This window comes from Klebsiella sp. HMSC16C06 (assembly GCF_001808325.1).
GTDB classification, from domain to species: domain Bacteria; phylum Pseudomonadota; class Gammaproteobacteria; order Enterobacterales; family Enterobacteriaceae; genus Klebsiella; species Klebsiella variicola.
In genome coordinates this window covers 25,183-50,565 of record NZ_KV793010.1, presented here as the reverse complement: position 1 = coordinate 50,565, position 25,383 = coordinate 25,183, and the positions used below count along the sequence as shown (strand labels likewise).

The 25,383-nt window shown below is 57.5% G+C and carries 26 protein-coding genes and 1 tRNA gene; 13 read left to right on the top strand and 14 right to left on the bottom strand.

Going from position 1 to position 25,383, the window contains the following annotated elements; translation table 11 throughout:
• The first annotated feature begins 14 nt into the window (after positions 1–14).
• Entirely contained in the window at positions 15–1,229 is a 1,215-nt protein-coding gene (locus HMPREF3142_RS17135; protein ID WP_070612242.1) for an MFS transporter, read from the top strand.
• Between the two features lie 53 nt (positions 1,230–1,282).
• Here HMPREF3142_RS17135 and murJ read toward each other — a convergent pair whose 3' ends face one another.
• The 4 genes from murJ to rimJ form a co-directional block, all read right to left on the bottom strand.
• On the bottom strand, positions 1,283–2,818 hold the full coding sequence (murJ, locus tag HMPREF3142_RS17130) for a murein biosynthesis integral membrane protein MurJ (RefSeq protein ID WP_023339882.1): 1,536 nt from the start codon (positions 2,816–2,818) through the stop codon (positions 1,283–1,285).
• 111 nt (positions 2,819–2,929) lie between these two features.
• Positions 2,930–3,841 carry a Gfo/Idh/MocA family protein gene (locus tag HMPREF3142_RS17125; protein ID WP_155870612.1) on the bottom strand — a complete coding sequence of 304 codons (912 nt, stop codon included), beginning with the start codon at positions 3,839–3,841 and terminating at the stop codon, positions 2,930–2,932.
• Positions 3,842–3,855: 14 nt separating this feature from the next.
• A complete protein-coding gene (locus HMPREF3142_RS17120; protein WP_012542247.1) occupies positions 3,856–4,509 on the bottom strand; it encodes a YceH family protein in 654 nt (217 codons plus the stop codon).
• Positions 4,510–4,518: 9 nt separating this feature from the next.
• Entirely contained in the window at positions 4,519–5,103 is a 585-nt protein-coding gene (rimJ, locus tag HMPREF3142_RS17115) for a ribosomal protein S5-alanine N-acetyltransferase (RefSeq protein WP_008805973.1), read from the bottom strand.
• A 228-nt stretch (positions 5,104–5,331) separates the two neighbouring features.
• On the opposite strand from rimJ, the gene mdtH reads away from it, so the two are divergent.
• The 7 genes from mdtH to HMPREF3142_RS17080 all read left to right on the top strand — a co-directional run bounded on the left by mdtH (position 5,332) and on the right by HMPREF3142_RS17080 (position 10,703).
• Positions 5,332–6,540 (top strand): multidrug efflux MFS transporter MdtH, encoded by a 1,209-nt coding sequence (mdtH, locus tag HMPREF3142_RS17110; RefSeq protein ID WP_042947243.1) that lies wholly within the window; start codon positions 5,332–5,334, stop codon positions 6,538–6,540.
• 115 nt (positions 6,541–6,655) lie between these two features.
• Complete coding sequence (locus tag HMPREF3142_RS17105) at positions 6,656–7,216, top strand: lipoprotein (RefSeq protein ID WP_012542249.1); 561 nt, start codon at positions 6,656–6,658, stop codon at positions 7,214–7,216.
• A 125-nt stretch (positions 7,217–7,341) separates the two neighbouring features.
• Positions 7,342–8,388, top strand: a complete 1,047-nt coding sequence (gene pyrC / locus HMPREF3142_RS17100; RefSeq protein ID WP_048964264.1) for a dihydroorotase — start codon at positions 7,342–7,344, stop codon at positions 8,386–8,388.
• Between the two features lie 73 nt (positions 8,389–8,461).
• A complete protein-coding gene (dinI, locus tag HMPREF3142_RS17095; RefSeq protein ID WP_002898994.1) occupies positions 8,462–8,713 on the top strand; it encodes a DNA damage-inducible protein I in 252 nt (83 codons plus the stop codon).
• A gap of 304 nt (positions 8,714–9,017) precedes the next feature.
• Complete coding sequence (gene bssS / locus HMPREF3142_RS17090) at positions 9,018–9,272, top strand: biofilm formation regulator BssS (RefSeq protein WP_008805969.1); 255 nt, start codon at positions 9,018–9,020, stop codon at positions 9,270–9,272.
• Between the two features lie 126 nt (positions 9,273–9,398).
• A complete protein-coding gene (gene solA, locus HMPREF3142_RS17085; RefSeq protein WP_008805968.1) occupies positions 9,399–10,517 on the top strand; it encodes an N-methyl-L-tryptophan oxidase in 1,119 nt (372 codons plus the stop codon).
• 72 nt (positions 10,518–10,589) lie between these two features.
• Positions 10,590–10,703, top strand: coding sequence for a DUF2770 family protein (locus tag HMPREF3142_RS17080; RefSeq protein ID WP_002898988.1), 114 nt, complete (start codon positions 10,590–10,592; stop codon positions 10,701–10,703).
• Here HMPREF3142_RS17080 and HMPREF3142_RS17075 read toward each other — a convergent pair.
• Positions 10,689–11,753, bottom strand: coding sequence for an oxygen-dependent tRNA uridine(34) hydroxylase TrhO (locus HMPREF3142_RS17075; protein ID WP_008805967.1), 1,065 nt, complete (start codon positions 11,751–11,753; stop codon positions 10,689–10,691). The two genes, HMPREF3142_RS17080 and HMPREF3142_RS17075, sit on opposite strands and share 15 nt — an antisense overlap.
• Positions 11,754–11,958: 205 nt before the next feature.
• Here HMPREF3142_RS17075 and HMPREF3142_RS17070 point away from each other — a divergent pair, with 205 nt between their 5' ends.
• The 3 genes from HMPREF3142_RS17070 (at position 11,959) to HMPREF3142_RS17060 (ending at position 14,766) form a co-directional block, all read left to right on the top strand.
• Complete coding sequence (locus tag HMPREF3142_RS17070; protein ID WP_004893024.1) at positions 11,959–12,879, top strand: Kdo(2)-lipid IV(A) acyltransferase; 921 nt, start codon at positions 11,959–11,961, stop codon at positions 12,877–12,879.
• A 170-nt stretch (positions 12,880–13,049) separates the two neighbouring features.
• Entirely contained in the window at positions 13,050–14,288 is a 1,239-nt protein-coding gene (gene mdtG / locus HMPREF3142_RS17065; protein ID WP_008805966.1) for a multidrug efflux MFS transporter MdtG, read from the top strand.
• Positions 14,289–14,379: 91 nt separating this feature from the next.
• Entirely contained in the window at positions 14,380–14,766 is a 387-nt protein-coding gene (locus HMPREF3142_RS17060; protein WP_012542251.1) for a MysB family protein, read from the top strand.
• Here HMPREF3142_RS17060 and HMPREF3142_RS17055 read toward each other — a convergent pair whose 3' ends face one another.
• The 3 genes from HMPREF3142_RS17055 to mdoG all read right to left on the bottom strand — a co-directional run bounded on the left by HMPREF3142_RS17055 (position 14,767) and on the right by mdoG (position 19,135).
• Entirely contained in the window at positions 14,767–14,994 is a 228-nt protein-coding gene (locus HMPREF3142_RS17055) for a YceK/YidQ family lipoprotein (RefSeq protein WP_008805964.1), read from the bottom strand.
• Between the two features lie 66 nt (positions 14,995–15,060).
• Positions 15,061–17,589: a glucans biosynthesis glucosyltransferase MdoH gene (gene mdoH, locus HMPREF3142_RS17050; RefSeq protein ID WP_008805963.1), complete on the bottom strand. Its 2,529-nt coding sequence runs from the start codon at positions 17,587–17,589 to the stop codon at positions 15,061–15,063.
• Positions 17,582–19,135, bottom strand: a complete 1,554-nt coding sequence (gene mdoG / locus HMPREF3142_RS17045; RefSeq protein ID WP_012968580.1) for a glucans biosynthesis protein MdoG — start codon at positions 19,133–19,135, stop codon at positions 17,582–17,584. Before mdoG ends, mdoH begins: the two co-directional genes overlap by 8 nt.
• A gap of 251 nt (positions 19,136–19,386) precedes the next feature.
• On the opposite strand from mdoG, the gene mdoC reads away from it, so the two are divergent.
• Positions 19,387–20,547 (top strand): glucans biosynthesis protein MdoC, encoded by a 1,161-nt coding sequence (gene mdoC, locus HMPREF3142_RS17040; protein ID WP_012968581.1) that lies wholly within the window; start codon positions 19,387–19,389, stop codon positions 20,545–20,547.
• 34 nt (positions 20,548–20,581) lie between these two features.
• Here the strand turns inward: mdoC and HMPREF3142_RS17035 are convergent, their stop codons facing one another.
• The 6 genes from HMPREF3142_RS17035 to ghrA all read right to left on the bottom strand — a co-directional run bounded on the left by HMPREF3142_RS17035 (position 20,582) and on the right by ghrA (position 24,849).
• On the bottom strand, positions 20,582–21,175 hold the full coding sequence (locus HMPREF3142_RS17035; RefSeq protein ID WP_008805960.1) for a TetR/AcrR family transcriptional regulator: 594 nt from the start codon (positions 21,173–21,175) through the stop codon (positions 20,582–20,584).
• A 66-nt stretch (positions 21,176–21,241) separates the two neighbouring features.
• Complete coding sequence (gene ymdB, locus HMPREF3142_RS17030) at positions 21,242–21,769, bottom strand: O-acetyl-ADP-ribose deacetylase (RefSeq protein ID WP_008805959.1); 528 nt, start codon at positions 21,767–21,769, stop codon at positions 21,242–21,244.
• 152 nt (positions 21,770–21,921) lie between these two features.
• Positions 21,922–22,404 (bottom strand): DUF1097 domain-containing protein, encoded by a 483-nt coding sequence (locus HMPREF3142_RS17025; RefSeq protein WP_016160611.1) that lies wholly within the window; start codon positions 22,402–22,404, stop codon positions 21,922–21,924.
• A 103-nt stretch (positions 22,405–22,507) separates the two neighbouring features.
• Positions 22,508–23,062 (bottom strand): TorD/DmsD family molecular chaperone, encoded by a 555-nt coding sequence (locus HMPREF3142_RS17020; protein ID WP_008805957.1) that lies wholly within the window; start codon positions 23,060–23,062, stop codon positions 22,508–22,510.
• Between the two features lie 22 nt (positions 23,063–23,084).
• Complete coding sequence (locus HMPREF3142_RS17015; RefSeq protein WP_008805956.1) at positions 23,085–23,822, bottom strand: phosphatase; 738 nt, start codon at positions 23,820–23,822, stop codon at positions 23,085–23,087.
• An 88-nt stretch (positions 23,823–23,910) separates the two neighbouring features.
• Positions 23,911–24,849, bottom strand: a complete 939-nt coding sequence (gene ghrA, locus HMPREF3142_RS17010; protein WP_008805955.1) for a glyoxylate/hydroxypyruvate reductase GhrA — start codon at positions 24,847–24,849, stop codon at positions 23,911–23,913.
• A 268-nt stretch (positions 24,850–25,117) separates the two neighbouring features.
• Here ghrA and HMPREF3142_RS17005 point away from each other — a divergent pair.
• Positions 25,118–25,205 (top strand) — tRNA-Ser (locus tag HMPREF3142_RS17005).
• The last annotated feature ends 178 nt before the right edge of the window (positions 25,206–25,383 follow it).

Sequence of the window (25,383 nt, the reverse complement as noted above, 5' to 3'; positions counted from 1 at the left end):
ATGAGGTACTGATCATGACACCGACTTCCATTTCCACCCGCGACGCAGGCTGGATTATCTTCATTCTCGCGCTCGGCGCCGGCTTTAGCGTCGCCTCTATCTATTATGCGCAGCCGCTACTGCCGCTGATGGGCGCCAACCTCCATCTGTCGGTAGAAGGGATGGGGCTGGTTCCTACCCTGACGCAGGCTGGCTACGCGCTCGGCATTCTCTTCCTGCTCCCGCTCGGCGACCGTCACGATCGCCGCCGGCTGATCCTGCTGAAGAGCGCAATGCTGGCGATCCTGCTGTTCCTGTGCAGCCTTACCGGCCAGCTCACCTCACTGCTGGTGGTTAGTCTGCTGATCGGTATGGCGGCCACCATGGCGCAGGATATCGTCCCGGCGGCGGCGATCCTCGCTCCGGCAGGCAAGCAGGGAAAAATGGTGGGCACGGTGATGACCGGGCTGCTGCTGGGGATCCTGCTTTCCAGGACGGTCAGCGGCGTAGTGGGCGCCGTATTCGGCTGGCGGGTGATGTATCAGGCGGCTGCAGTCAGCGTGGCGCTGATTGGCCTGGTGATGTGGCGGGTCCTGCCGCGCTTCGCCATTCACTCGACGCTGAGCTATCCGCAGCTGATGGCCTCAATGGCGCATCTGTGGCTGCGTTATCCGGCGTTACGCCGCGCTGCGCTGGCTCAGGGGGCGCTCTCTGTCGCCTTTAGCGCTTTCTGGTCGACGCTGGCGGTGATGCTCTCAGAACACTATCACATGGGGAGCGCAGTAGCGGGTGGCTTTGGTATCGCCGGTGCCGCCGGGGCGCTGGCGGCACCGCTGGCCGGCGGACTGGCCGATAAGTTTGGCGCCGGTAAAGTGACTCAGATGGGCGCGGCGCTGGTCACCCTCTCCTTCGCCCTGATGTTTATGCTGCCGCTGCTCCCTCTGCATGGCCAGCTGGCGCTGATTGCTCTCTCGGCTATTGGCTTCGATCTCGGCCTGCAGTCAAGCCTGGTGGCATATCAGAACCTGGTTTACAGCCTGGAGCCGCAGGCCCGTGGCCGCCTGAACGCTCTGCTGTTCACCGTGGTCTTTATCGGGATGTCGCTGGGGTCGGTGCTGGGCAGCAAGTTGTACGTGCTGGCGGGCTGGAACGGAGTGGTCACCCTCGCCGTCGTCAGCGGGGCAATTGCCCTGGCGATCCGCCTGCTGGAGAATGCGCGCCTCATCGCAGCCGAACGCCGCACATCATAAAAAAAACCCGCTTCGCCTGAGCGAAGCGGGTTTCCTCTTTCCCTCGCAATGGCTTACGCTGTGCGACGGGCAAACTCTTTTACGCGGAAGCCCAACACCAGTAGCGTAGCGAAATAAGCCACTACTCCGGCGACCACCACCACCAGCAGGCGCATCAGGCGGAACGGCATCGTCCCCTGAGACCACTCCGGCATGAGATGCATGACGCCCAGCAGCGCCGCGGCCATCACCACCACCGCCGCGACCAGACGCAGCAGGAAAGTCAGCCAGCCGGGCTGTGGGGTGAAAATTTTCTGTTTACGCAGTTGCCAGTAGAGCAGCGCGGCGTTCAGGCAGGCCGCCAGCCCTATGGACAGTGACAGGCCCGCGTGCTTGAGCGGGCCGATAAACGCCAGGTTCATCACCTGGGTCATAATCAGGGTGACAATGGCAATTTTCACCGGCGTTTTGATGTCCTGACGGGAATAGAAGCCCGGCGCCAGCACTTTCACCACGATAAGCCCCATCAGTCCCACGGAATAGGCCACCAGCGCGCGCTGGGTCATCGCCGCGTCAAAGGCGCTGAATTTACCGTACTGGAACAGGGCCACGGTCAGCGGTTTAGCGATGATCCCCAGCGCCACCGCGCTCGGCAGCGCCAGCAGGAAGCAGAGTCGAAGGCCCCAGTCCATCAGGCGGCAATACTCGTCATGGTTACCACTGGCGAAGCTTTTCGACAACGACGGCAGCAGGATGGTGCCAAGGGCCACGCCCAGGACACCTGACGGAAACTCCATCAGACGGTCGGCATAGTACATCCATGACACCGATCCCGACACGAGAAACGAGGCGAAGATGGTATTGATGATGAGGGAGATCTGGCTTACCGACACGCCAAGGATCGCCGGCCCCATCTGCTTCACTACCCGCATCGCGCCAGCATCTTTCAGATTAATTCTGGGCAGAACCAGCATGCCAATCTTCTTCAGGTGCGGCAACTGGTAGGCCAGCTGCAGCACGCCGCCGACCGTCACCGCCCAGGCCAGCGCCAGCACCGGCGGATGGAAGTACGGCGCGGCAAACAGCGCAAAGCCAATCATGCTGACGTTGAGGAACGTCGGGGCAAAGGCCGGCACCGAGAAACGGTTCCAGGTATTGAGGATCGCCCCCACCAGCGAGGCCAGGGAGATCAGCAAAATATAGGGGAAGGTAATGCGCAGCAATTGGGTGGTCAGCGCAAATTTATCGGCGGTATCAGCAAACCCGGGGGCGGTGATGGTGATCACCCACGGCGCCGCCAGCATCCCGATAACGGTGACGATCGCCAGGGCCAGGGTCAGTAATCCGGAGACATACGAGACAAACACCCGGGTGGCATCTTCGCCCTGCTTGCTTTTATATTCGGCAAGGATCGGCACAAACGCCTGCGAGAAGGCGCCTTCGGCAAAAATACGCCGCAGCAGATTAGGCAGTTTGAAGGCGACAAAAAAGGCATCGGTCGCCATCCCGGCACCAAAAATGCGCGCCACAATCGCATCGCGGGCAAAGCCCAGCACGCGCGAAAACATGGTCATCGAACTGACGGCCGCCAGTGATTTTAAAAGATTCATTACGCTGTTATTCCAAACCCTGGAGTAAAACGCCCGCAAATGCGGGCGCTGGAAAGTGGCGATAGTCTACCGGGTTCAATATGAATTACTACTGTCAGTTGTTACAACGGATTATTCGCTGATCGCGTCACGCCAGAGTTTGTCAACCACCCGCTGAGCCAGCAGCGCCTGTTCGCCAGCGGTTTCCGGAACCGTCTGATTTTGCACGCATTCGATGAAATGTCGCGCGCAGCCGACAAAACCGCGCTGCTCGAGGGTGGTTTGCCAGCCCGCCACCGGGCGCTGGACCACGCCAAGACCACACTCCTCCTGCCATTCGCGCATCTCACTCACCGCATATAACCCGCCATCGGTGACCGCCTGCACCCACTCACGCTGGCTTCCGGCACGGCGGTGCATGCTGGTGGTAACCTGCAGCCGGGGCGAACTGAACTGGTGTTCGGCATAGAGCATTTCACCCTGAGGAGTGATCTGCAACGTGCCGCCGCGCAGGCGCGCCTGACCATCAGCCAGCCACAACGCAGTATCCACCACGTGCAGATAGTCATCGAGAAGGGTAAAGCGCAGATCGTTGCCTACGCTGTCGCTACGATGCTTATCCATCCGCAGCGAGGCCGCCTCGCCCAGCCGCCCCTTCAGTTCACGATAGAGTGGCGCAAAGCGGCGATTGAAACCGACCATCAGCGTCAGATGACGCCGGGCAGCCAGCTCGACCAGCGCTTCCGCCTCGCTCAGTTTGTCCGCCAGCGGTTTATCCACACAAACATGAACCCCGGCATTCAACAAGTGATTCACGACTTCATAATGTGAAGCCGTCGACGTATGGACAAAGACCGCATCGCACTGCGCCGCCAGGGCATCCAGCGAATCAGCATACGGGATCCGCCAGGTTTCGCAGATGCGCAACGCCTTCTCTTTTCCCGGCGACCAGGCTGCCTGCAGCGTCCAGCTTTCCGCAGCGCCTAACACCGGCAGCCACGCTTTCTGCGCGATGCCCCCTAAGCCAACCACCCCAATGCGCAGTCTTGTCCCCACGTTTAGTCCCCCAGATGGTGTAACAGCGAGTCAAGGCGCGCTTTCAATTCCGCCACCTCGCCTTCCAGTGCTTCAACCCGGGCACGCAGATCGTCATCGTCTTCCAGCGGCGAGAGTGCTTCCACCGTGGTGATCAGCGTGTCCATGTCATCGCAAAACAGATGCATATAGCGGCTTTCCCGTTTCCCCGGTTCCCGTGGCAGGCGGGCAACAAAAGGACCATCCTCGCGCGTCGCTAACCCTTCCAGCACGCTTTCCACTTCCGCCATATCGCTGAACTCATGCATCCGCTGCGCGCGGCTACGGAGTTCACCCGGCGTCTGGGCGCCGCGCAGCAGCAGCGTCGTCACCACCGCTACTTCGCCGGCGCTGAGTTTCAGATCGCCAAATTCAGAGTTGCAAAAGCGCTGCTCATACTTGGTCACTCGATTGCCGAATCCGCTGACCGTGCGTAAATAGTGGCGCTTCACCAGGGTATCCAGCAGCGTCTGGACCTCACCTTCGCTCAGCGACATCACCGGTTCGCGGTTGGTTTTCTGATTGCAGGCGGTCACCACGGCGTTCACCGACAGCGGGTACTGCTCGGGCGTGGTAACCTGCTTTTCCAGCAGACAGCCAATGACGCGCGCTTCGTGCGCGGTTAACTGATATTTCATCCTCTCTCCTTAGCGCCCTGCTGACCAGTCCGGCGTCGTTAGCGCCGTCAGTACATGGTCACGCCACTGCCCGTCAATCAGCAGATAATCTTTGGCGTAACCCTCTTTTTCGAACCCCAACCGCGCCAGCAGCGCGCCGCTGCGCTGATTATGCGGCATATAGTTGGCCATAATGCGATGGATATGCTGCGTGCGCTGCATATAGCGAATCGCGGCGGTCAACGCTTCAAACATCAGCCCCTGCCCTTGCCACTTCTCGCCAATGGAGTAGCCGAGATAACAGGCATGGAATGATCCGCGAACTACGTTGGAGAAATTCGCCACGCCAACGATCTCTTTTTCCTCCGCATCGAGCAGCGCGAAATAAAATGCAGACCCCTGCTTATGAAACTCGCCGATCATTGACAGACGCGCCTGCCACCCGGAGGGATAGCAGTGGCTGTCGTCACGTACCGGCTCCCAGGGTTTTAAGAACACTTTATTCTCGGCGTAATAATCGGCCAGACGCCAGGCGTCACGATCGTGGACCAGGCGCACCACCAGCCGGTCCGTCGTCAAACGCACCTTCGGCACGTTACTGCGATAGCCAAACATTTCCTTTTCAGTCCCCCTGACTTCAATCTTGCTCTCATCACTATACCTGTCCTGCACGATAGTGTGAAAACAGCAACATACCATTTTCTGCGCCATCTCCTCTTTTCGATGAATAGGCTCAATCGAACTTGCTTTTTGATAAAAAAATATTGTCGCAAGGGTGCTGGGAAAAGCAGCAGATTGCCCGCAGAATATCCTCGCTTATCTCTATTTTTCCCTGGAGGGGAAATGTCCCGCGTCTCGCAGGCAAGGAGCCTGGGTAAATATTTCCTGTTAGTCGATAACATGCTGGTCGTGCTGGGCTTTTTTGTCGTTTTTCCGCTGATTTCCATCCGCTTTGTCGATCAGATGGGTTGGGCAGCGCTGATAGTCGGCATTGCGCTCGGCCTGCGCCAGCTGGTGCAGCAGGGATTAGGCATTTTTGGCGGCGCCATTGCCGACCGCTTCGGCGCGAAACCCATGATTGTCACCGGCATGCTGATGCGCGCCGGCGGCTTCGCGGCGATGGCCGTTGCCCATGAGCCCTGGGTGCTCTGGCTCTCCTGTATCTTGTCCGGGTTAGGCGGCACGTTGTTCGATCCGCCACGAGCCGCGCTGGTGGTCAAACTGGTGCGCCCGCATCAGCGCGGCCGCTTTTTCTCCCTCCTGATGATGCAGGACAGCGCCGGCGCGGTGATTGGCGCCCTGCTGGGCAGTTGGCTGCTACAGTATGACTTCCGTCTGGTGTGCAGCGCCGGCGCCGCGCTGTTTATCGCTTGCGCCGCGTTTAACGCCTGGTATCTGCCAGCATGGAAACTGTCCACGGTGAAAACGCCAGTCCGCGAGGGGCTGGGACGGGTGCTGCGGGATAAGCGCTTCGTCACCTATGTCCTGACGTTAACAGGCTATTACATGCTGGCGGTGCAGGTGATGCTGATGCTGCCGATCATGGTGAACGACATTGCCGGTTCGCCGGCCGCCGTGAAGTGGATGTACGCCATCGAAGCCACCATTTCGCTGACCCTGCTCTATCCCATTGCCCGCTGGAGCGAGAAACGCTACCGCCTTGAGCACCGGCTGATGGCCGGTCTGCTGGTGATGACGCTGGCGATGCTGCCGATTGGCATGACCAGCAGTTTGCAGCAGTTATTTACCCTGATCTGCCTGTTTTACATCGGTTCGATCATCGCGGAACCCGCCAGGGAGACGCTGGGCGCCTCGCTGGCGGATGCCCGGGCGCGCGGCAGCTATATGGGGTTCAGCCGCCTGGGTCTCGCCTTCGGCGGCGCGCTGGGTTACGCGGGCGGCGGCTGGCTGTTTGATGCCGGCAAAGCCGTGGGCCAGCCCGAACTGCCGTGGCTGATGCTCGGCGCCATTGGGTTTATCACTTTCCTTGCCCTGTGGTGGCAATTCAGTCCAAAACGCTCCGCCTCCGGTATGCTGGAGCCGCGCACCTAAGCGCGTAGGTCCGCGGTTTCTCCTGCCTTTCAGCCTATTCTGCTGGCATGAAGAATGCTGACAGGTCATGATGCTTTGTGTCAGGATGAATGATGGTACGAGCTTGAGGAACCCCATGAAAAAAATATTGATCGCCGCGGCGCTGATTGTCAGCGGTCTGCTGAGCGGCTGTAACCAGTTGACCCAATACACGGTAAGCGAGCAGGAGATAAACCAGGCGCTGCAGAAGCGTAACCATTTCGCCAAAGATATCGGTCTGAAAGGCGTTGCCGATGCCCATATTGAGCTGCAGAACCTGACCAGCGCTATTGGCCGTGAAGAGCCGGGTAAAGTCACGCTGACCGGGGTCGCCAACGTCGATCTGAACTCCCTGTTCGGCACCCAGAAAGCGACGATCGATCTGAAGCTCAAAGCGCTGCCAACCTTTGACAGAGAGAAAGGCGCTATCTTCCTGCAGGAAATGGAGGTGGTCGATGCCAAAGTGGCGCCCGAGAAGCTGCAGTCGGTGATTCAGGCCCTGCTCCCCTATCTGAATCAGTCGCTGCGCAGCTACTTCAGCCAGCAACCGGCCTATGTCCTGCGTGAAGACGCCAGCACCGGCGAAGCGCTGGCGAAGAAATATGCCAAGGGCATAGAGGTGAAACCGGGCGAAATTGTCATCCCCTTTACCAATTAATCTCCAGGGCGCTACGGCGCCCTGAATTTTTTACGGAAATGAGTGCAAAGGAAAACGTTTACGCTTATCCTTAGTGCCCGGCAAAAAACAGCCCTGATGACTGAACCTATTAGCCGGAGCCTTCCATGACAGCACAACCCCAGGTATTGAAAATCCGCCGCCCAGACGACTGGCATATCCATCTGCGTGATGACGATATGCTGAAAACCGTCGTGCCTTACACCAGTGAGTTTTATGGCCGGGCGATCGTGATGCCGAATCTGGTGCCGCCTGTCACCACCGTCGCGGCGGCTATCGCCTATCGCCAGCGCATTATGGACGCCGTCCCGGCCGGGCACGATTTTACCCCGTTGATGACCTGCTATCTGACAGACTCCCTCGACCCGGCGGAGCTGGAGCGCGGCTTTAACGAAGGTGTGTTCACCGCCGCCAAGCTCTACCCGGCCAACGCCACGACCAACTCCAGCCACGGTGTCACCAGCACCGACGCCATTATGCCGGTGCTGGAGCGGATGGAAAAACTGGGCATGCCGCTGCTGGTACATGGGGAAGTCACCCACGCCGAGATTGATATTTTCGATCGTGAAGCGCGCTTTATTGACACGGTGATGGAGCCCCTGCGCCAGCGCCTGCCCGGTCTGAAGGTGGTCTTTGAGCATATTACTACCAAAGATGCCGCCGAATATGTGCGTGACGGCAATGAACTGCTGGCGGCCACTATTACCCCGCAGCACCTGATGTTCAACCGCAACCATATGCTGGTCGGCGGTATTCGTCCTCACCTGTACTGCCTGCCGGTACTCAAACGCAATATTCATCAGCAGGCGCTGCGCGAACTGGTCGCCAGCGGCTTTAGCCGCGCCTTCCTTGGCACCGACTCCGCGCCGCACACCCGCCATCGTAAGGAAGCCAGCTGCGGCTGCGCCGGCTGCTTCAACGCCCCGACCGCCCTCGGCAGCTACGCCACCGTGTTTGAAGAAATGAACGCTCTGCAGCACTTTGAAGCCTTCTGCTCGCTGAACGGCCCGCGCTTCTACGGTCTGCCGGTCAATGAAAGCTATGTTGAGCTGGTGCGTGAAGAGACCACGGTCGTTGACAGCATTGCGCTGCCCAATGATAGCCTGGTCCCGTTCCTGGCGGGTGAAACCGTTCGCTGGACGATGAAGCGATAAAAAACGTAGCCCCCTGTTGTCAACGCCCACCAGATACTGTATAAATAAACAGTATCAAACACAGGGGGCAATTATGCGCATCGAAGTGTCTATCGCCAAAACGACCGCCTTACCCAACGGCGCGCTGGAAGCGCTGAATAACGAACTCTCCCGGCGTATCGCCGAGCAATTCCCGGCCATCGACAGTCAGGTGAGCGTGCGCTACGCCACCGGCAACCAGCTCTCGGTGTTCGGCGCCCTGAAAGAAGACAAAGACCGGATAAGCGAAATCCTGCAGGAAACCTGGGAAAGCGCGGACGACTGGTTTGTCCACGATCTCTCCTGAAGCATGGCGGGATCCAGTTACTCTGGTTTGCTCCCTCATTGTGCTTTTCTTTGCCGGGTCGCCCCGGCTTTTTTCTCCCCGCCTCTTGTTCAGAATATTCCTGATTATTCTGCTTAATATCGGCTAAAATGGCCATTTCCCGCGCTTATCTTGCGTAAAAAAGCGGCGAAAACAAGAAAATCATGCTGCCTTTCATTTAATTTCTCGAGTTTATTCTTGATCCCTGATATAATTAACTTGCTTCAAAAAACATGCATTAAACCTCGAGAATTGTTGTCTTTTAACATATGAATAAGGGGTTATGATGGAAAAAAATAATGAAGTCATTCAGACCCATCCCCTCGTTGGATGGGACATCAGCACCGTTGATAGCTACGATGCGCTGATGTTGCGCCTGCACTACCAGAACCCCACTCAAGAAAACAGTCATGATGCTGAAATTGGCCAGACGCTATGGCTTACGACGGACGTCGCACGTCAATTTATTTCAATCCTGGAAGCAGGCATTGCGAAGATTGAATCTGGCGAATACCAGGAAAACGAGTACCGCCGACATTAACGCGATACGGGGAATGACTAAACAATAGTCTTAACAGGCACCTGCGGGTGCCTGAATTATTTTCGGGCTTGTATAAGCGCAGGGAGTTAATTACCCTGCTAATAAGGCAATTACCCGGAACTCACCATGCAATACGATCTTATCATTATCGGCAGCGGATCGGTCGGCGCTGCCGCTGGCTATTATGCGCGTCGTGCCGGACTCAATGTTCTGATGACCGATGCCCACCAACCTCCCCATCAGGAGGGCAGCCATCATGGCAGTAGCCGTCTTATCCGTCACGCTTATGGCGAAGGTGAAAAGTATGTTCCGCTGGTGCTGCGCGCCCAGCAGCTGTGGGATGAACTGGCTGAAATCAGCGGCGAAGCCGTTTTTGAACGCACCGGCGTCATTAACCTCGGCCCCGCCAGCTCTCCTTTCCTGGCCAACGTCGCCGCCAGCGCCAGGGCGTTCGATCTTGAGGTTGAAGAGTTAGATGCTCAGGCCGTCATGCAGCGCTGGCCGGAGATACGCCTTCCCGACGACTATCGGGCGATTTTCGAACCGGCGTCCGGCGTACTGCGCAGTGAGCTGGCTGTCGAGACCTGGATACGTCTGGCACGGGAAGCTGGCTGCGCGCAGCTATTCAACTGCCCGGTCTCAGCCATTCATCACCATGCAGACGGGGTCACCATTGATACCCTTGACGGTGAATATCACGGCAAGAAATTGCTGATTAGCGCCGGTACCTGGGTCACCCGCCTGCTTCCGGACCTCCCCATCCAGCCGGTACGTAAGGTTTTTGCCTGGTTCCAGGCCGATGGCCGTTACAGCAGCAAGAATCATTTCCCGGCATTCACCGGCGAGCTACCCAACGGCGATCAATACTACGGTTTCCCGGCGGAAGATAACGAGCTAAAGATCGGCAAGCATAACGGCGGTCAGCCTGTCTCCACGCCGCAGGAGCGATCGGCGTTTGGCGCTGTCGCCAGCGATGGTTCCGAATCCTTTCCGTTTTTACGTAACGTCCTGCCCGGGATCGGCGGCTGTCTGCACGGCGCCTCCTGCACCTATGACAACACGGTCGATGAAGATTTTATTATCGATACGCTCCCTGGCAGACCAGACACACTGCTGATCACCGGTCTGAGCGGCCATGGCTTTAAGTTTGCGCCGGTGCTGGGAGAAATTGCCAGTCAGTTTGCCCAGGGACAGACGTCGACCTTTAACCTGACGCCTTTCTCGCTGGCGCGCTTTAGCTCATAACGGAATGCGGCACGCTTGCCGCCGGAAAAAAAACGGCCTCTGTGTCGAGGCCGTTAGTCATTGAGAACGGTTATGCGTCGCCTGTTTAATATGCTGGTTAACAACGTGCGCGAGCACTTTATGATCTACCTTGCGCTGTGGTTGCTGCTGGCGATCATCGATCTCGTCTGGTTATGGTTTTTCTGACGACTCCGGCTCGGGGATCCCGAGTTTGGTGTTCAGTCGGCCACGCGATTTGTTAAAGATTTTATTGCCGTTTTCGCGTCCGGCGCGCAGTTTGCGCTGCTCCTCTTCCGGCAGCTTATGCTCTTCCATGCACGCTTCGCTACAGCAACCGGCAAACTTCTCAGCGCAGCTCGGGCACTGTATAAACAGCAGATGACAGCCATCATTCAGGCAATTGGTATGGGTATCGCACGGCGCGCCACACTGATGACAGTGCGCGATGACGTCATCGGAGATACGCTCGCCCATCCGCTCATCAAAGACAAAGTTTTTGCCAATAAAACGGACCGGCAGCCCCTGCTCACGTGCGCGGCGGGCGTACTCAATAATCCCGCCCTCGATATGCCAGACCTTATTGAAACCGTTATGCTTCATCCAGGCGCTGGCTTTTTCACAGCGAATACCGCCGGTGCAATACATAACAATTTTCTTGTCTTTGTGGTCCTGCATCATTTCCACGGCTTTCGGCAGCTGGTCGCGGAAGGTATCCGCCGGGATCTCCAGCGCGTTTTCGAAATGACCCACCTCATATTCATAGTGGTTACGCATATCGATAAATACCGCATCCGGATCGTCAAGCATGGCATTGACGTCCGCCGCCTTGAGATAATCCCCAACATTGGAGGCATCGAAAGAGGGATCGTCGATGCCATCGGCGACAATACGGTCACGCACTTTCAGGCGCAGCACCCAGAAAGATTTCCCATCGTCCTCAAGGGCGATATTGAAACGCAGCCCCGCCAGCGCCGGATCGAAGCCATAGAGAAACTCACGCAGGGCTTCAACGTTGCTTTCCGGCACGCTGATTTGCGCGTTGATCCCTTCCCGGGCCAGATAAATACGGCCAAAGACCTTCAGCTGGGTTAAGGCAACCCATAACGCATCGCGAGTGGCTTGTGGGTCGACAATGGTGAAATATTTATAGAATGAGATCGTCGTGCGCGGCTCGGTCTCAGCCAGCATTTGCGCCTTTAACGTCTCATTTGAAATGCGGTTGTGTAACACTGGCATGGTGTACCTGCTCGACATAGAAATGAGGAAATAAACGGCGGGCATGATATAGCAAAGCTAATTAATTTACATCCCTACATTTTACGCTACATTTCTCTCACCCGGTCGCGCCCCGCTTAACAAAACGAGCTGACTGTCGCCGCCTTTGGCTGGCCGGTAAAAAAATGCGATAATATAAGACGTTGCTCACTGATACGGGTATGAAATGACTCATTTGCCTAAATTTTCTCCGGCGCTGTTGCATCCGCGCTATTGGCTGCTGTGGCTGGGTATCGGCCTGCTGTGGCTGGTTGTCCAACTGCCCTATCCGCTGATTTACCGCCTGGGAAATGCCATCGGCCGACTGGCCATGCGCTTTATGAAGCGTCGGGCGAAGATCGCCTATCGCAACCTTGAGCTCTGCTTCCCCGACAAAAGCGAGCAGGAACGTCACCGAATGGTGGTGATGAACTTTGAATCGGTGGGTATGGGACTGATGGAGACGGGGATGGCCTGGTTCTGGCCGGTTCGTCGTATCGCCCGCTGGACCGACACCATCGGCTTTGAGCATATCCGCGATGTGCAGGCGCAGCAGCGCGGCATTCTGCTGATCGGTATTCACTTCCTGACTCTCGAGATGGGCGCGCGGATGTTCGGCATGAACGAGCCGGGGATTGGCGTCTACCGTCCCAACGACAACCCGGTGATCGACTGGCTGCAGACATGGGGCCGCTTGCGCTCAAATAAGGACATGATTGACCGTAAGGATCTGAAAGGGATGATCCGGGCGCTGAAAAAAGGTGAAGTGGTCTGGTATGCGCCGGATCACGATTACGGTCCGACCGCCAGCGTCTTCGCCCCACTGTTCGCTGTCGACCAGGCGGCGACCACCTCCGGCACCTGGATGCTGGCGAAAATGTCCAAAGCCTGTATCGTCCCCTTCGTCCCGCGTCGCAAACCGGATGGTAAAGGTTATGAACTGATTATCCTGCCGCCAGAGTGTTCCCCGCCGCTGGACGACGCGGAAACCACGGCCGCCTGGATGAACAAGATTGTTGAGCAGTGCATCATGATGGCCCCGGAACAATATATGTGGCTCCACCGCCGCTTCAAAACCCGCCCCGAGGGCATGCCCTCCCGCTACTGATCCCTTTTCCCGGCCGCGCATGTGGCCGGGAATGCGCTTCTCGCTCATGCTTTAGGCTCTGCTTTAGCTTTAAAAGCTCTCCTCCATTGCGGCATTTATTTCCCAGGCGCATAATTAGCAGGCTCATATTTTCTCTTAATTTGACCTGCCGCGCAGGCCAGTGGAACCCTATGTCCTCTGCTGATACCCCTATTAACTGGAAACAAAATCTGACCGTGACCTGGCTCGGCTGCTTTTTAACGGGCGCCGCCTTCAGTCTGGTTATGCCCTTTCTGCCACTCTATGTCGAACAGCTCGGGGTCACCGGGCATAGCGCGCTGAACATGTGGTCCGGGCTGGTCTTTAGTATCACCTTCCTCTTCTCCGCCATTGCCTCACCGTTCTGGGGCGGTCTTGCTGACCGCAAAGGACGAAAAATTATGCTGCTGCGTTCCGCCCTCGGAATGTCCGTAGTGATGATGCTGATGGGGATGGCACAGAATATCTGGCAGTTTCTGCTGCTACGCGCACTGCTCGGCCTGCTGGGCGGCTTTATTCCCAACGCCAACGCCCTGATTGCCACCCAGATCCCGCGCCACAAAAGCGGCTGGGCGCTGGGCACGCTGTCAACCGGCGCGGTGAGCGGCGCCCTGCTCGGCCCGCTGGCGGGTGGCTTCCTGGCCGACCACTGGGGCCTGCGCACCGTCTTCTTTATGACCGCGGCGGTGCTGTTTATCTGCTTCCTGTTTACCCTGTTTTTAATCCGTGAAAATTTTGTGCCGATCGCCAAAAAAGAGATGCTCAGCGCCAGAGAGGTTTTCTCCTCGCTACAGAATCCCAAGCTGGTGCTCAGCCTGTTTGTGACCTCGCTGATCATCCAGGTGGCCACCGGCTCCATTGCGCCGATTCTGACGCTTTACGTGCGCGATCTCGCGGGCAACGTCAGTAACATCGCCTTTATTAGCGGGATGATCGCCTCGGTGCCGGGAATAGCCGCGCTGATGAGCGCCCCGCGGCTGGGCAGGCTCGGGGATCGTATCGGGCCGGAAAAGATCCTCATCGTCGCGCTAATTATCTCTGTGCTATTGCTGATCCCGATGTCGTTCGTTCAGACCCCACTGCAGTTGGGTATCCTGCGTTTCCTGCTCGGCGCGGCAGACGGGGCACTGCTGCCGGCAGTGCAAACCCTGCTGGTGTATAATTCCACCAGCCAGATCTCCGGGCGTATCTTTAGCTATAACCAGTCGTTCCGCGATATTGGCAACGTCACCGGCCCCCTGATAGGCGCCTCGGTGTCCGCCAACTACGGTTTCCGCGCGGTATTCCTGGTCACCGCGGGCGTGGTGCTCTTTAACGCCATTTATTCTACCCTCAGCCTGCGCCGACCTGCCGCGGAAGCCTCGCAGCCTGACCGCCATTCAGTAAATTAATGTCCAGAGGGGCCCAGCCCCTTGACGCTTTGGCTACCGCCTTCTATAGATTGAATCGTGTTCAATTCATATTCTTCTCAGGAGATTCGCTATGCCAAAGGATTCGATGTTCTATGCCACGCTCGAAGAAGCTATTGATGCAGCACGCGAAGAATTTCTCGCCAATAATCCTGACAGCGATGAAGAGAGCGCTAACGTTGAGCAGCTTAATATTCAAAAGTATGTGCTGCAGGATGGCGATATCGCCTGGCAGGCCGAATTTTTTGCTGACGAAGACGAACAAGGCGAATGTTTACCGATGCTCAGCGGCGAAGCTGCGCAGAGCGTTTTCGACGGGGATTATGATGAGATAGAGCTGCGCCAGGAGTGGCTGGAGGAAAATACCCTCCATGAGTGGGATGAAGGCGAATTCCAGCTCGAGCCCTCGCTGGACACCGAAGAGGGACAGACGGCGGCCGACGAGTGGGACGAGCGCTAATCAGTTATAGGGCCCGTGGCTGGCATCCAGCGGCAGCAGCAGCGTATCGAACACCAGCGAGAACGGCAGGTCCAGAACGGTGAGATAGCGCCATGCCGAGTCGCGAACGTCCCACTGCACGCCCGGGTAATATTGATTGCCATGCCCCTGCCCGGGCACCGTCCGGCTGATAATGCTGCCGCAGCCGCTCAGCAGCAGCGCCATGGCAATGATCGATAATATTCGCATCCACAACCTCGTGTTTCAGATAAAAAAATACCGGCATCGCTGCCGGTATTTTCCTTTACGTACGGCTTATTTCGTTTTCAGCGCCAGCGGGTTAAGCGCTAACTGCTGATAGGCGTTGACCCACGATGAATATTTCTCCGGCGCGGCCCAGACGCGATAGTGCAGACGCGACATGGTCACCGGGTCGCTCAACAGCACCAGTCGACGATCGCGGTTCAGCTTATCCGGCGTTTCGTTCAGTGCCTGCTCAACGTGGCGCTCGCGAGCGATCTCAAGGATATGACCATGACGGTGGCGCGCGGTGGCCATCGCCGTGGCGAGGGCGTTAAACGACGGATTGAATACCGCGTGCATAAAGCCATCGTCCAGTGAACGCTGACGGTTCAGCGTCAGGTACGCGTCGGTATCCTTGAGCACCTGCGGCGGCGAATACTCTTCCGGGATCAGGAACAGCTTCCAGCGCTTGGTGCGCAGGCCCACGGTCGCCCGGCTGGAGATCGCCGACACGAACGGCGACAGGATCAGCGAGACGACGATCGGCGCCAGCCAGAACAGGAAGCGCAGATCCAGCCATGCCATTCCGACTGCCCATACCAGCCCCAGCAGCAGCTGCGAGCCGTGACGCATAAAGGCTTCTCCCCACGGCGTGGAGTCATCATCACGCTGCGGCGAATTCCACACCACTTCCCAGCCGAGGAAGGCGCTGACCACGAAAACGGTGTGGAACAGCATGCGAACCGGCGCCAGCAGGACCGAGAACAGGACCTCCAGCAGCAGAGAAAGCGTGACGCGGATAAATCCGCCATACTCTTTCGGCCCTTTACACCACACCAGAATAATACTCAGCAGCTTCGGCAGGAACAGCAGCACCATGGTCGAAGCGAACAGCGCGATGGCCAGCTCCGGACGCCACTGCGGCCACACCGGGAACAGCTGACGCGGCTGCAGGAAGTACTGCGGCTCGGTCAGGGCATGCACCACCTGTAGCGCCGTCGACAGGGCAAGGAACATAAACCACAGCGGCGCCGACAGGTACGACATCACGCCGGTGAGGAACACCGCCCGGTGAACCGGGTGCATCCCTCTGACGAGGAACAGGCGGAAGTTCATCAGGTTGCCCTGACACCAGCGACGGTCGCGTTTCAGCTCGTCCAGCAGGTTCGGCGGCAGCTCCTCATAGGAGCCCGGCAGATCGTAGGCAATCCACACCCCCCAGCCGGCACGGCGCATTAGCGCGGCTTCGACGAAGTCGTGCGACAGAATCGACCCGGCAAAGTTACCCTCGCCCGGCAGCGGCGCCAGCGCGCAGTGCTCGATGAACGGCTTCACGCGGATAATGGCGTTGTGTCCCCAGTAGTGGGACTCCCCCAGCTGCCAGAAGTGCAGACCGGCCGTAAACAGCGGACCGTACACCCGGGTGGCAAACTGCTGGCAACGCGCATACAGCGTGTCCATGCCCGAGGCGCGCGGGGATGACTGGATGATCCCGGCGTTCGGGTTCGCTTCCATCAGGCGCACCAGGCTGCTCAGACACTCGCCGGTCATCACCGAGTCAGCGTCCAGCACCACCATATAGCTATACTGGCTGCCCCAGCGGCGGCAGAAATCATCGATGTTGCCGCTCTTACGCTTCACGCGACGACGACGGCGACGGTAGAAGATCTGCCCTTCGCCCTGCACTTCGGCAATCAGCTCCATCCACGCCTTTTGCTCAGCCACACAGATATCGGGGTTATAGCTGTCGCTGAGGATATAGACGTCGAAATGAGCGGCGTTACCGGTCGCTTTCACCGACTCCCAGGTCGCCCGCAGCCCGGCGAAAACGCGGTCAACGTCTTCGTTACAGATCGGCATAATAAGCGCCGTACGGTGCGCCGGGTTCAACGGTTCGTCACCAACCGTCGAGGCGGAAATACTGTACTTGTCGCGGCCAATCAACAGCTGCAGAAAGCCCATTAACGCAGTCCAGAAGCCGGCGGAAACCCAGCAGAACAGCACCGCGAAGAGGATCAGAATGCCGCTCTGCAACACGTACGGCAGCAGCTGCATGAACGAGATCCACAGGTTCTGCCCCACCATGTCGGCCGGGTTGATCAGCGCCCAGCCCTGATAAGGCAGAATGGTTTTCATATACCAGGTGGCCACCACGGTCTGCGACAGCGTCAGCAGCAGCAGGATGTAGCGACGAATGGTGCCGACGGTACGCCATTTTTGCTCACTCTCGCGCTCTTCTTGCGTCAGGCGGGAGAGATAGCGCGGCGTGACATCGCGGCCGCGCAGACGATCCCAGAAGCGGCCGACCGGGTTAGTCCGCCACGGGTCCGGGATCATCGAGGAACGCCTGGCTTTCGGCATAGCATGCAGCTGGGTACGACCTTCGTCATCCTTCACCAGTTGATCGCCAGAAAGCGAATCCGGCCAGCTGTGCGCCAGACGCGCCTTCACCGACCCCAGCGGAGAGTCGTCTTCGCGAGCGAAGGTCTGATGTTCGTCATCCAGGGCCTGATGAACGGCCTGCAGGCTGGTGTCCGGCAGCGCCGATTTTTCGGCGTCCGACAGCGGCAATGCGTCAATGTACTTCGTTATCTTATTCATTGGCAGGCAGCTGATAGCTCCAGGTTTCGCTCAACGTGTCATCACCGTTAACCAGTGCGGCACGCATTTCCGTCGTTTTCTTCGGATCTTTGACCTTCAAACGCAGGATCATCCGCCAGCCTTTGGTCACTGGATTGTAACGCACGGTATTTTCAACGATTTCCGCGTTATCGCCGGTGCTCGCCTGAGCAGCGACCGGGGTATCCGCTGGCAGTTTCTTCATATCGGCGCCGGTGAAGTCGACAATGAAGGCAACCGTACCGTCCGGCTGACGGATCAGGTTCGACTGCTTCACGTCGCCGGTAGAGCGGCGGGTCTGCATAACGTAAGCGTTATCTGGCGCATGCAGCTTGTCTTCATCGCGGCTGAAGGTGATGGTGTATTTGAAATTCATCTCCTTACCCGGCTCCGGCAGCTGATCCGGCGTCCAGTAAGTCACGATGTTATCGTTCGTTTCATCGTTGGTCGGAATTTCAACCAGCTCGATTTTCCCTTTGCCCCAGTCCCCTTTCGGGGTGATCCAGGCGCTTGGACGCAGGTCATAACGATCGTCGAGATCCTCGAAGCGCGAGAACTGACGGCCGCGCTGCAGCAGGCCAAACCCTTGCGGGTTTTCCATCGCATAGCTGCTGACAGCCAGGTGTTTCGGATTGTTCAGCGGACGCCAGATCCACTCGCCGTTACCGGCCAGGATAGACAGACCATTGGAGTCGTGCAGCGCCGGACGATAGTTGAGCGTCGGAGAAGGCTGGTTGGAACCGAACAGGAACATGCTGGTCAGCGGCGCCACACCCAGTTTGCCGACTTTGTCACGCAGGTAAACTTTGGACTGTACGTCCACGACGGTGTCGCGTCCCGGCATGATGACAAAGCGATAGGCGCCGGTTGCCCGTGGGGAATCCAGCAGCGCATAGATAGTCAGACGCTTGTCAGTGGCTTTTGGACGTTCGATCCAGAACTCACGAAAACGCGGGAACTCTTCGCCGGACGGCAGCGCGGTATCGATAGCCAGACCACGCGCGGACAGACCGTAAACCTGACCCTGACCCAGCACGCGGAAGTAGCTGGCACCGAGCATGCTGACGATTTCATCGTTCTTATCTTTGCTGTTGATCGGATACAGTACTTTGAAGCCGGCGAAACCGAGGTCTTTCACCGTGTCTTTATCGTGCTGGACGTTACCAAAGTTGAAATAGTCCGGACTATATTTAATTTTGCGCACGCTGGTCGCCGTCACTTCATTGATGGTGACCGGCGTGTCGAAGTACATCCCCTGATGGTAAAATTCAAGCTTGAATGGGGTTTTCTGGTTATTCCAGTAAGCTTTATCGTGATTAAACTGAATTTGCTGGTAGTCCGCGTATTTCATGTCGCGGAAAGCGGAGGGCAGGTTACTCTTCGGCGCTTCATAGCCTTTCCCGGCTAACGTTTTGGCCTCTTTTGCAACGTCATCAATGCTAAACGCCCATGCAGATGAAGTACACAGGGACAACATTACGGCTGCGCTTAACCAACGCATTTTCATCATCTGTGGTTTATGTTTCATATAAGTAAGCACTTCCCCCTTTGTGTGCTTAAATCGATCCGATCTATTTTAATGGAAACTCAGGCAATCCGACAACATAATCCCTGCTTTGTTCAGCCTGGCGGCACAGGGAATAAACAGTTCGCTGTCCCGTTTGCACTTTGAGTGCTTATCCTGGAGACAGATACCCCGAGTTCATGTAGGGTTGCTGATAATGTAAGCGTTATCACCTTGAGTGATAAGACGAATTATCTGAGATTGTCGTGAATCGTATGAATAATACTCCGGTACAGCGTGAATATTTCTTCGACAGCATCCGCGCCTGGTTGATGCTGCTGGGGATCCCTTTCCACATTTCGCTGATTTATTCCAGCCACAGCTGGCATGTCAACAGCGCCGAACCCTCGTGGTGGTTGACGCTGTTTAATGACTTCATCCATGCCTTTCGCATGCAGGTTTTTTTCGTCATCTCCGGCTATTTCTCCTACATGCTGTTCCTGCGCTACCCGCTGAAAAAATGGTGGAAAGTGCGCGTTGAACGGGTCGGTATTCCGATGCTGACCGCCATCCCACTGCTGACGCTGCCGCAATTTATTATGCTGCAATACGTCAACGGCAAGGCGGAAAACTGGCATACCCTTTCGATGTACGACAAATTTAATACCCTGGCCTGGGAGCTCATTTCCCACCTGTGGTTTTTACTGGTTCTGGTGGTGCTGACCTCGCTGGGGGTGGTGCTGTTTAAATGGCTGACGCGCCGTCCGGCTGGCCACGGCCTCGCCTTCAGTGACACTGTCACCATGGGCCAGCTGACGATGATTTTCCTCGCGCTGGGGGTCTTTTATGCGCTGATCCGCCGGTCCTTGTTCCTGCTCTATCCGCCCCTGCTGAGCAATGGTCTGTTTAACTTTGTGGTGATGCAGACGCTGTTCTATCTGCCCTTCTTTGTGCTGGGCGCGCAGACCTTTATTAACCCACGCTTAAAGACCATGTTCACCACTCCATCGCCGTGGTGCTGCGCCGCAGCACTGCTCGGGTTTATCGCCTATCGACTGAATCAGCAGTATGGGTCCGGCGACGGCTGGATGTATGAAACCGAATCGGTGATTACTATGGTGTTGGGGCTGTGGATGGTCAATGTGGTCTTTTCGCTCGGCCATCGACTGCTGAACTTCCAGTCAGCGCGCGTGACCTATTTCGTCAATGCCTCGCTGTTTATTTACCTGGTGCACCACCCGCTGACGCTACTGTACGGGGCGTGGATCACCCCGGCCATCAAGTCCAATACCTTAGGCTTTATTGTCGGGCTGGTTTTTGTGGTGGGTATCGCGCTGATCCTGTATGAAATTCATCTGCGCATTCCGCTGCTGCGTTTCCTGTTCTCCGGTAAACCGATGAACAAACCGGCCAAAACCCCGGCTTCGGCCAGCTAATTTGCCGCGGGTGCGGCACGCCAGGCGTGTCGCATTACGCCTGCTCGTCAAAAAGCCGGTCGAAAATCATATTATACAGAGCTTCTAAATCTGCCTTATCGACCGGGGTCGAGGCGCAGAGCTCACAGCGATAGGCGGCCCCCTCGGTCAGAACGGCGATGAGCTCTGATGCGGCATTGCGTCGCGCATCGCTGAGCCCGGGATGGTAGCGCTGCGACAGACGCCCTCCTTCCTCTTTCAAACGCCGATCGGCCTGCACCAGGATCTCGCGCAAGCGTGGGTTACGCGAGGCTTCGGCGTTGATCTCCATCAGCAGATAATTGTCGCTTTTGGTGGCTGCCGACGTCGGGATCCTGCCGGCCAGCACCGCCGCTTTGCGCGCCAGATTGTGGTTCTCATCGATCATCTCCCCGACCCTGGCGTGGACGATTTCGCTGACAATCGCTTCGATGATCGCCTCTTTGCTGGCAAAAATACGATACAGCTGACCAACGCTCAGGCCCGCCTCGCGGGCAATATCGGCAACGGAAGCGCCATGCAGCCCCTTTTCAGCAAAACACCTTTGCGCAGCGGCAACGATCTCTGCGCGGCGCGCCTGCTGCTTCTGCTGTACTTTTCCTTCTGACACCCTGCTCCCTCCTGCTATCCATCTTTCCCGTCAATACCGGCGGTTATCATAGCCTATTCTGCTGGATCAGGGGTATGACGCCAGCAGGCGGCGATAGATAGCCGCCGTTTCCTCATCAAAACAGACGAACAGGACGCGCTCAAGGGGGTTATAGCGAGTGAGAAACGCGGTGACGGTGCGCACGGCGATCTCCGCCGCTTCCTCTTTTGGATAGCCATACACGCCGGTGCTGATCGCCGGAAACGCAATGGAGCGATAGTTGTTTGCCGCGGCCAGCTGCAGACTGTTTTTGTAAGCATCCGCCAGGGTTTGCGCTTCCATGCGGTCGCCGCCGTGCCAGACCGGGCCCACGGTGTGGATCACCGCGCTGGCGGGAAGATCGCCCGCAATAGTGATCACCGCGTGACCGGGAGGACATTCGCCCTGCTGCTGCAATACCTGTTTGCAAGCCGCCAGCAGCGCCGGGCCGGCCGCCCGGTGGATCGCGCCATCTACCCCGCCGCCGCCCAGCAGCGAGGGGTTTGCCGCATTAACAATCACATCGACTTCAAGCGTCGTAATATCGCCGAGAATTACCTCAGGTTGAACAGCCATTTCTCCTCCTGTCGGCATAGCGCGTGGATACGGCTTTCTGCCGATACTAGGGCATTCCCGCCCCCGGGAGCAAGATTATCCCTCAGCCCTGGCGACGGGAAGCTAAAAAAAACAGGACCCTAAGGGTCCTGTTGAGTCTGCTGTTTCGCCAGTCAGGCGTTGTCATTAGCGAACAATTTATGTTTGCCCGCGCGGGCCGCCAGCCACAGGCCACTATTCTTCATGGCATAGCCAAAAACCAGACCCAACGCCAGGGAGGGCACCACCAGGCGCCAGTCGCCGTCTGCCGCAAAAGTCGCGCAGGCGCCGATAAAGGTGCCCGGTACAAACGACAGCAATGTCTGTCGCGCCTGAATGCACATCAGGAAGGCGACGATACCGGTCATCATATAGCTGAGGATCTGCAGCTGCGGGGCCAGTGCGCTACCGTGGATAATCACTAATGCCCAGACCACGCCGCTCATTACCGTGCACGAGGAGATGGCCAGACCTTTCAGACCGCCCTGCGGGCAGGCGAAATAGGCCGTACAGCCGAGGAAACCGGCCCAGCTCAGCAGGCCGAGAGCGACCGCCACCCATCCCCAAATTCCGGAGAGAATGCCCGTCGTTAATGCGATTGCGAAGAGTATGTTCATGGCGCGTATCCTAGCAGATACGCGCCGGAAGAATGAGATCTAAAGCACAGTATATGAATGAACCTAATTTCAGTTGCATTCAAATAGTGATTAACATCACATATTATTGCTCATCTTCTTCCTGAAGCTCGTCCCACATCGCGGCGATGGCGTCGCGGGTCAATGGCGCCATGGTGCGCCAGAACGGCGTGTGCGCATGGGCTTCGACTTTGCCCAGCATCGTCCCGCACCATGGCAGGATATAGTCAGCAAACAGGAGCTCCAGCGTCTCGCTCTGGTCTTCTGTAGCATGATCCTCAAGCCAGGAGGCGGCCAGCAGCAGCGATCCGAGATGATCCGCCGGACCTTCCCCTGTCGGGATACCGTGTTCGCTCATAAAAGCCCGTACTTCTGCTTCCGAGGAACCCTCCACCCACGCGCTACGGTACGGCGGCACGCTGCAGGCTTCACCGACGAACAGCGCATTATAGTCCGTCGCCAGGGACTGCATCTCACAGCTTTTCTGCAGACGCGCCAGCAGTTCATCCTGCTCAAGCGGCCAGCTGGCAGCCAGTTTGCCCTCACGGATCAGGGTAAACAGCGGCACCAGCAGCGGGTCCTGCGGTTGACGATAATACAGCGAACCCAGCACGCGGCAGAGGATTGAAAACTCGTTCATTCAGTTATTCCAGTTATACAAATTAAAGGTCAGCAAATTCCGGGATCGCCGGCATGCCCCGCGACTCGAGGAAGTTGAGCAGGCGACGCGGAGAAACGTTGAGGATCCTCTCCTCCGGGAAATCGACCGCATCAAGGATCTTGCGGCATTCGGTAAATTCCCCGAGGGTAAAGGCAGTGTGAGAGTCCGAGCCCAGCGCCACCCATCCCCCGGCATCACGCACCGCCGCAGCGATAGCTCGACAGTTATCTTCACTGCCCACGCGCGATGAAATAAAAGAGGAGTTATTAATCTCCAGCGCCACCTGATAGCGGGCCGCCGCTTCGGCAATAGCCGGGATATCCACCGGGAATTTCGGATTACCCGGATGGCTAATCATATGCACCTTACCGCTGGCCATCGCGGCAATCATCGCCTGCGTATGGGTGTCTCGATCCTGCGGCGGGAACACCGGCTCATGGAATCCGGCAATGATCAGATCAAGCGAGGTTAACATCGGCCCGGAGCAGTCGATCTCACCTTCGATATTTTTAATATTCGACTCAATACCGCGCAGGATCCCCACCCCGTCTACCAGACGGGGCCAGATGCGCATATTAACGAAGTGCCAGTAGTGCGGGGCATCCGCCATATCCGGGCCATGGTCGGTGATGGCGAAGAGTTTGATCCCTTTACGCTTTGCTTCCGCAATATAATCGTGCAGGGTGCTGTAGGCGTGGGTGCTGGCGACGGTATGCATGTGCAGGTCAACGGGATACATCACATTCTCCTCTTCTGTTTGCCGCAAGAATAGCAGGAAACCGGGCTATTGATTAGCAAAAACCCCGCCGTGGCGGGGTTCTCTCGTCTTAATAACCGCGCTGGCGGTCAACCTGACCGCTTACCGGTTCCCCTCGCTCAAGCCGGCTAATGGTCTCCGCAATGTAGGTGATAGCTTCCATTGGACGGGTCACTGCCGCCACATGGGGGGTCATGGCCACCCGCGGATGTGCCCATAGCGGGCTCTCCTGCGGCAGCGGTTCGCGACTGAAGACATCGAGCATCGCCCCTTTGAGCTTACCGCTGTTCAGCGCCGCCAGCAGATCCTCTTCAACGACATGCACGCCGCGAGCAAGGTTGAGGACATAGCTCTCATCCGGCAACTGCGCCAGCAGCGTTTGGTTAATAATACCGGCGGTTTCGGCGGTATTCGGCAGCAGGTTGATCAGCACGCGAGTGCCCTGCAGGAATTCGCCCAGTTCGGCCTGACCGGCGAAGCTCTGTACCTGTGGCCAGGATTTGCGGCTACGGCTCCAGACGCGAAGCGGGAACCCCCAGGGTTGCAGACTTTCCGCAACCTTCGCCCCCAACACGCCGGCTCCCATAATCCCGACAGTGAATTCGTCGGCGCGATACTCGGGCAGCGGCTGCCAGCGGGAAGCCAGCTTCAGCGCCTGATAGTCATCAAAGCGGCGGAACCAGTGCAGCACCTGGCTCACGGCATACTCCTGCATCTGCCGTCCCATACCGGTATCTTCGAGGCGAAACAGCGGGATCGACAGCGGCAGCATATCCGGATGGTCACGCAGCTTGCTGAGAATAGAATCTACCCCCGCCCCGAGGGCAAACACGGCCTTCAGCGCCCGGCCCTGCAGCATCTCTACCGGCGGATGCCAGACCAGGGCATAGTCCGCCGGCTGGTTGTCACCCGCTTTCCACTCGCGCACCCGCGCCCCGGGTAACTGTTTTTCCAGCTCACGGATCCAGAATGGGGTATCAAAGGTCTGATGGTAAAAAATAATCTCCATAGGGGCTCCTGATAGCAGACGCCTTTGGCCGATTGACGCTGGCGTCTTATTTTACTCATTGTTTTCTATTGGTTTGCCAGCATAACAAATTTCCCCCGAGCGAAAAGGGAAAAGGCACTGGCGACAAAAAAAACGGATTTCGCACGTTTAAGGAGCAAGTTGCTCGAAGTTTGTCTAAACGCGCTTTTTTTGCAAAAAGTTGATTGACGGGCGATACGTATTTCCCTACATTAGCGCCCGTTCCCGACAACAACGGGAAAGACAATATGGTGAGGTGTCCGAGTGGCTGAAGGAGCACGCCTGGAAAGTGTGTATACGGCAACGTATCGGGGGTTCGAATCCCCCCCTCACCGCCATATTTTAAGAAGAGCTCGTACGCAAGTACGGGCTTTTTTTCGTCTGTGGCACCCGCCGGGGGGATGAGAACCCCCGACCGGGGTTCGACAACTGGCGCAGCCAGTTGGACAGACCGCGAGCCCGCGAGCGGGCTGCCCCGCAGGGGCGAGCGAAGCGAGTCAATCCCCCCCTCACCGC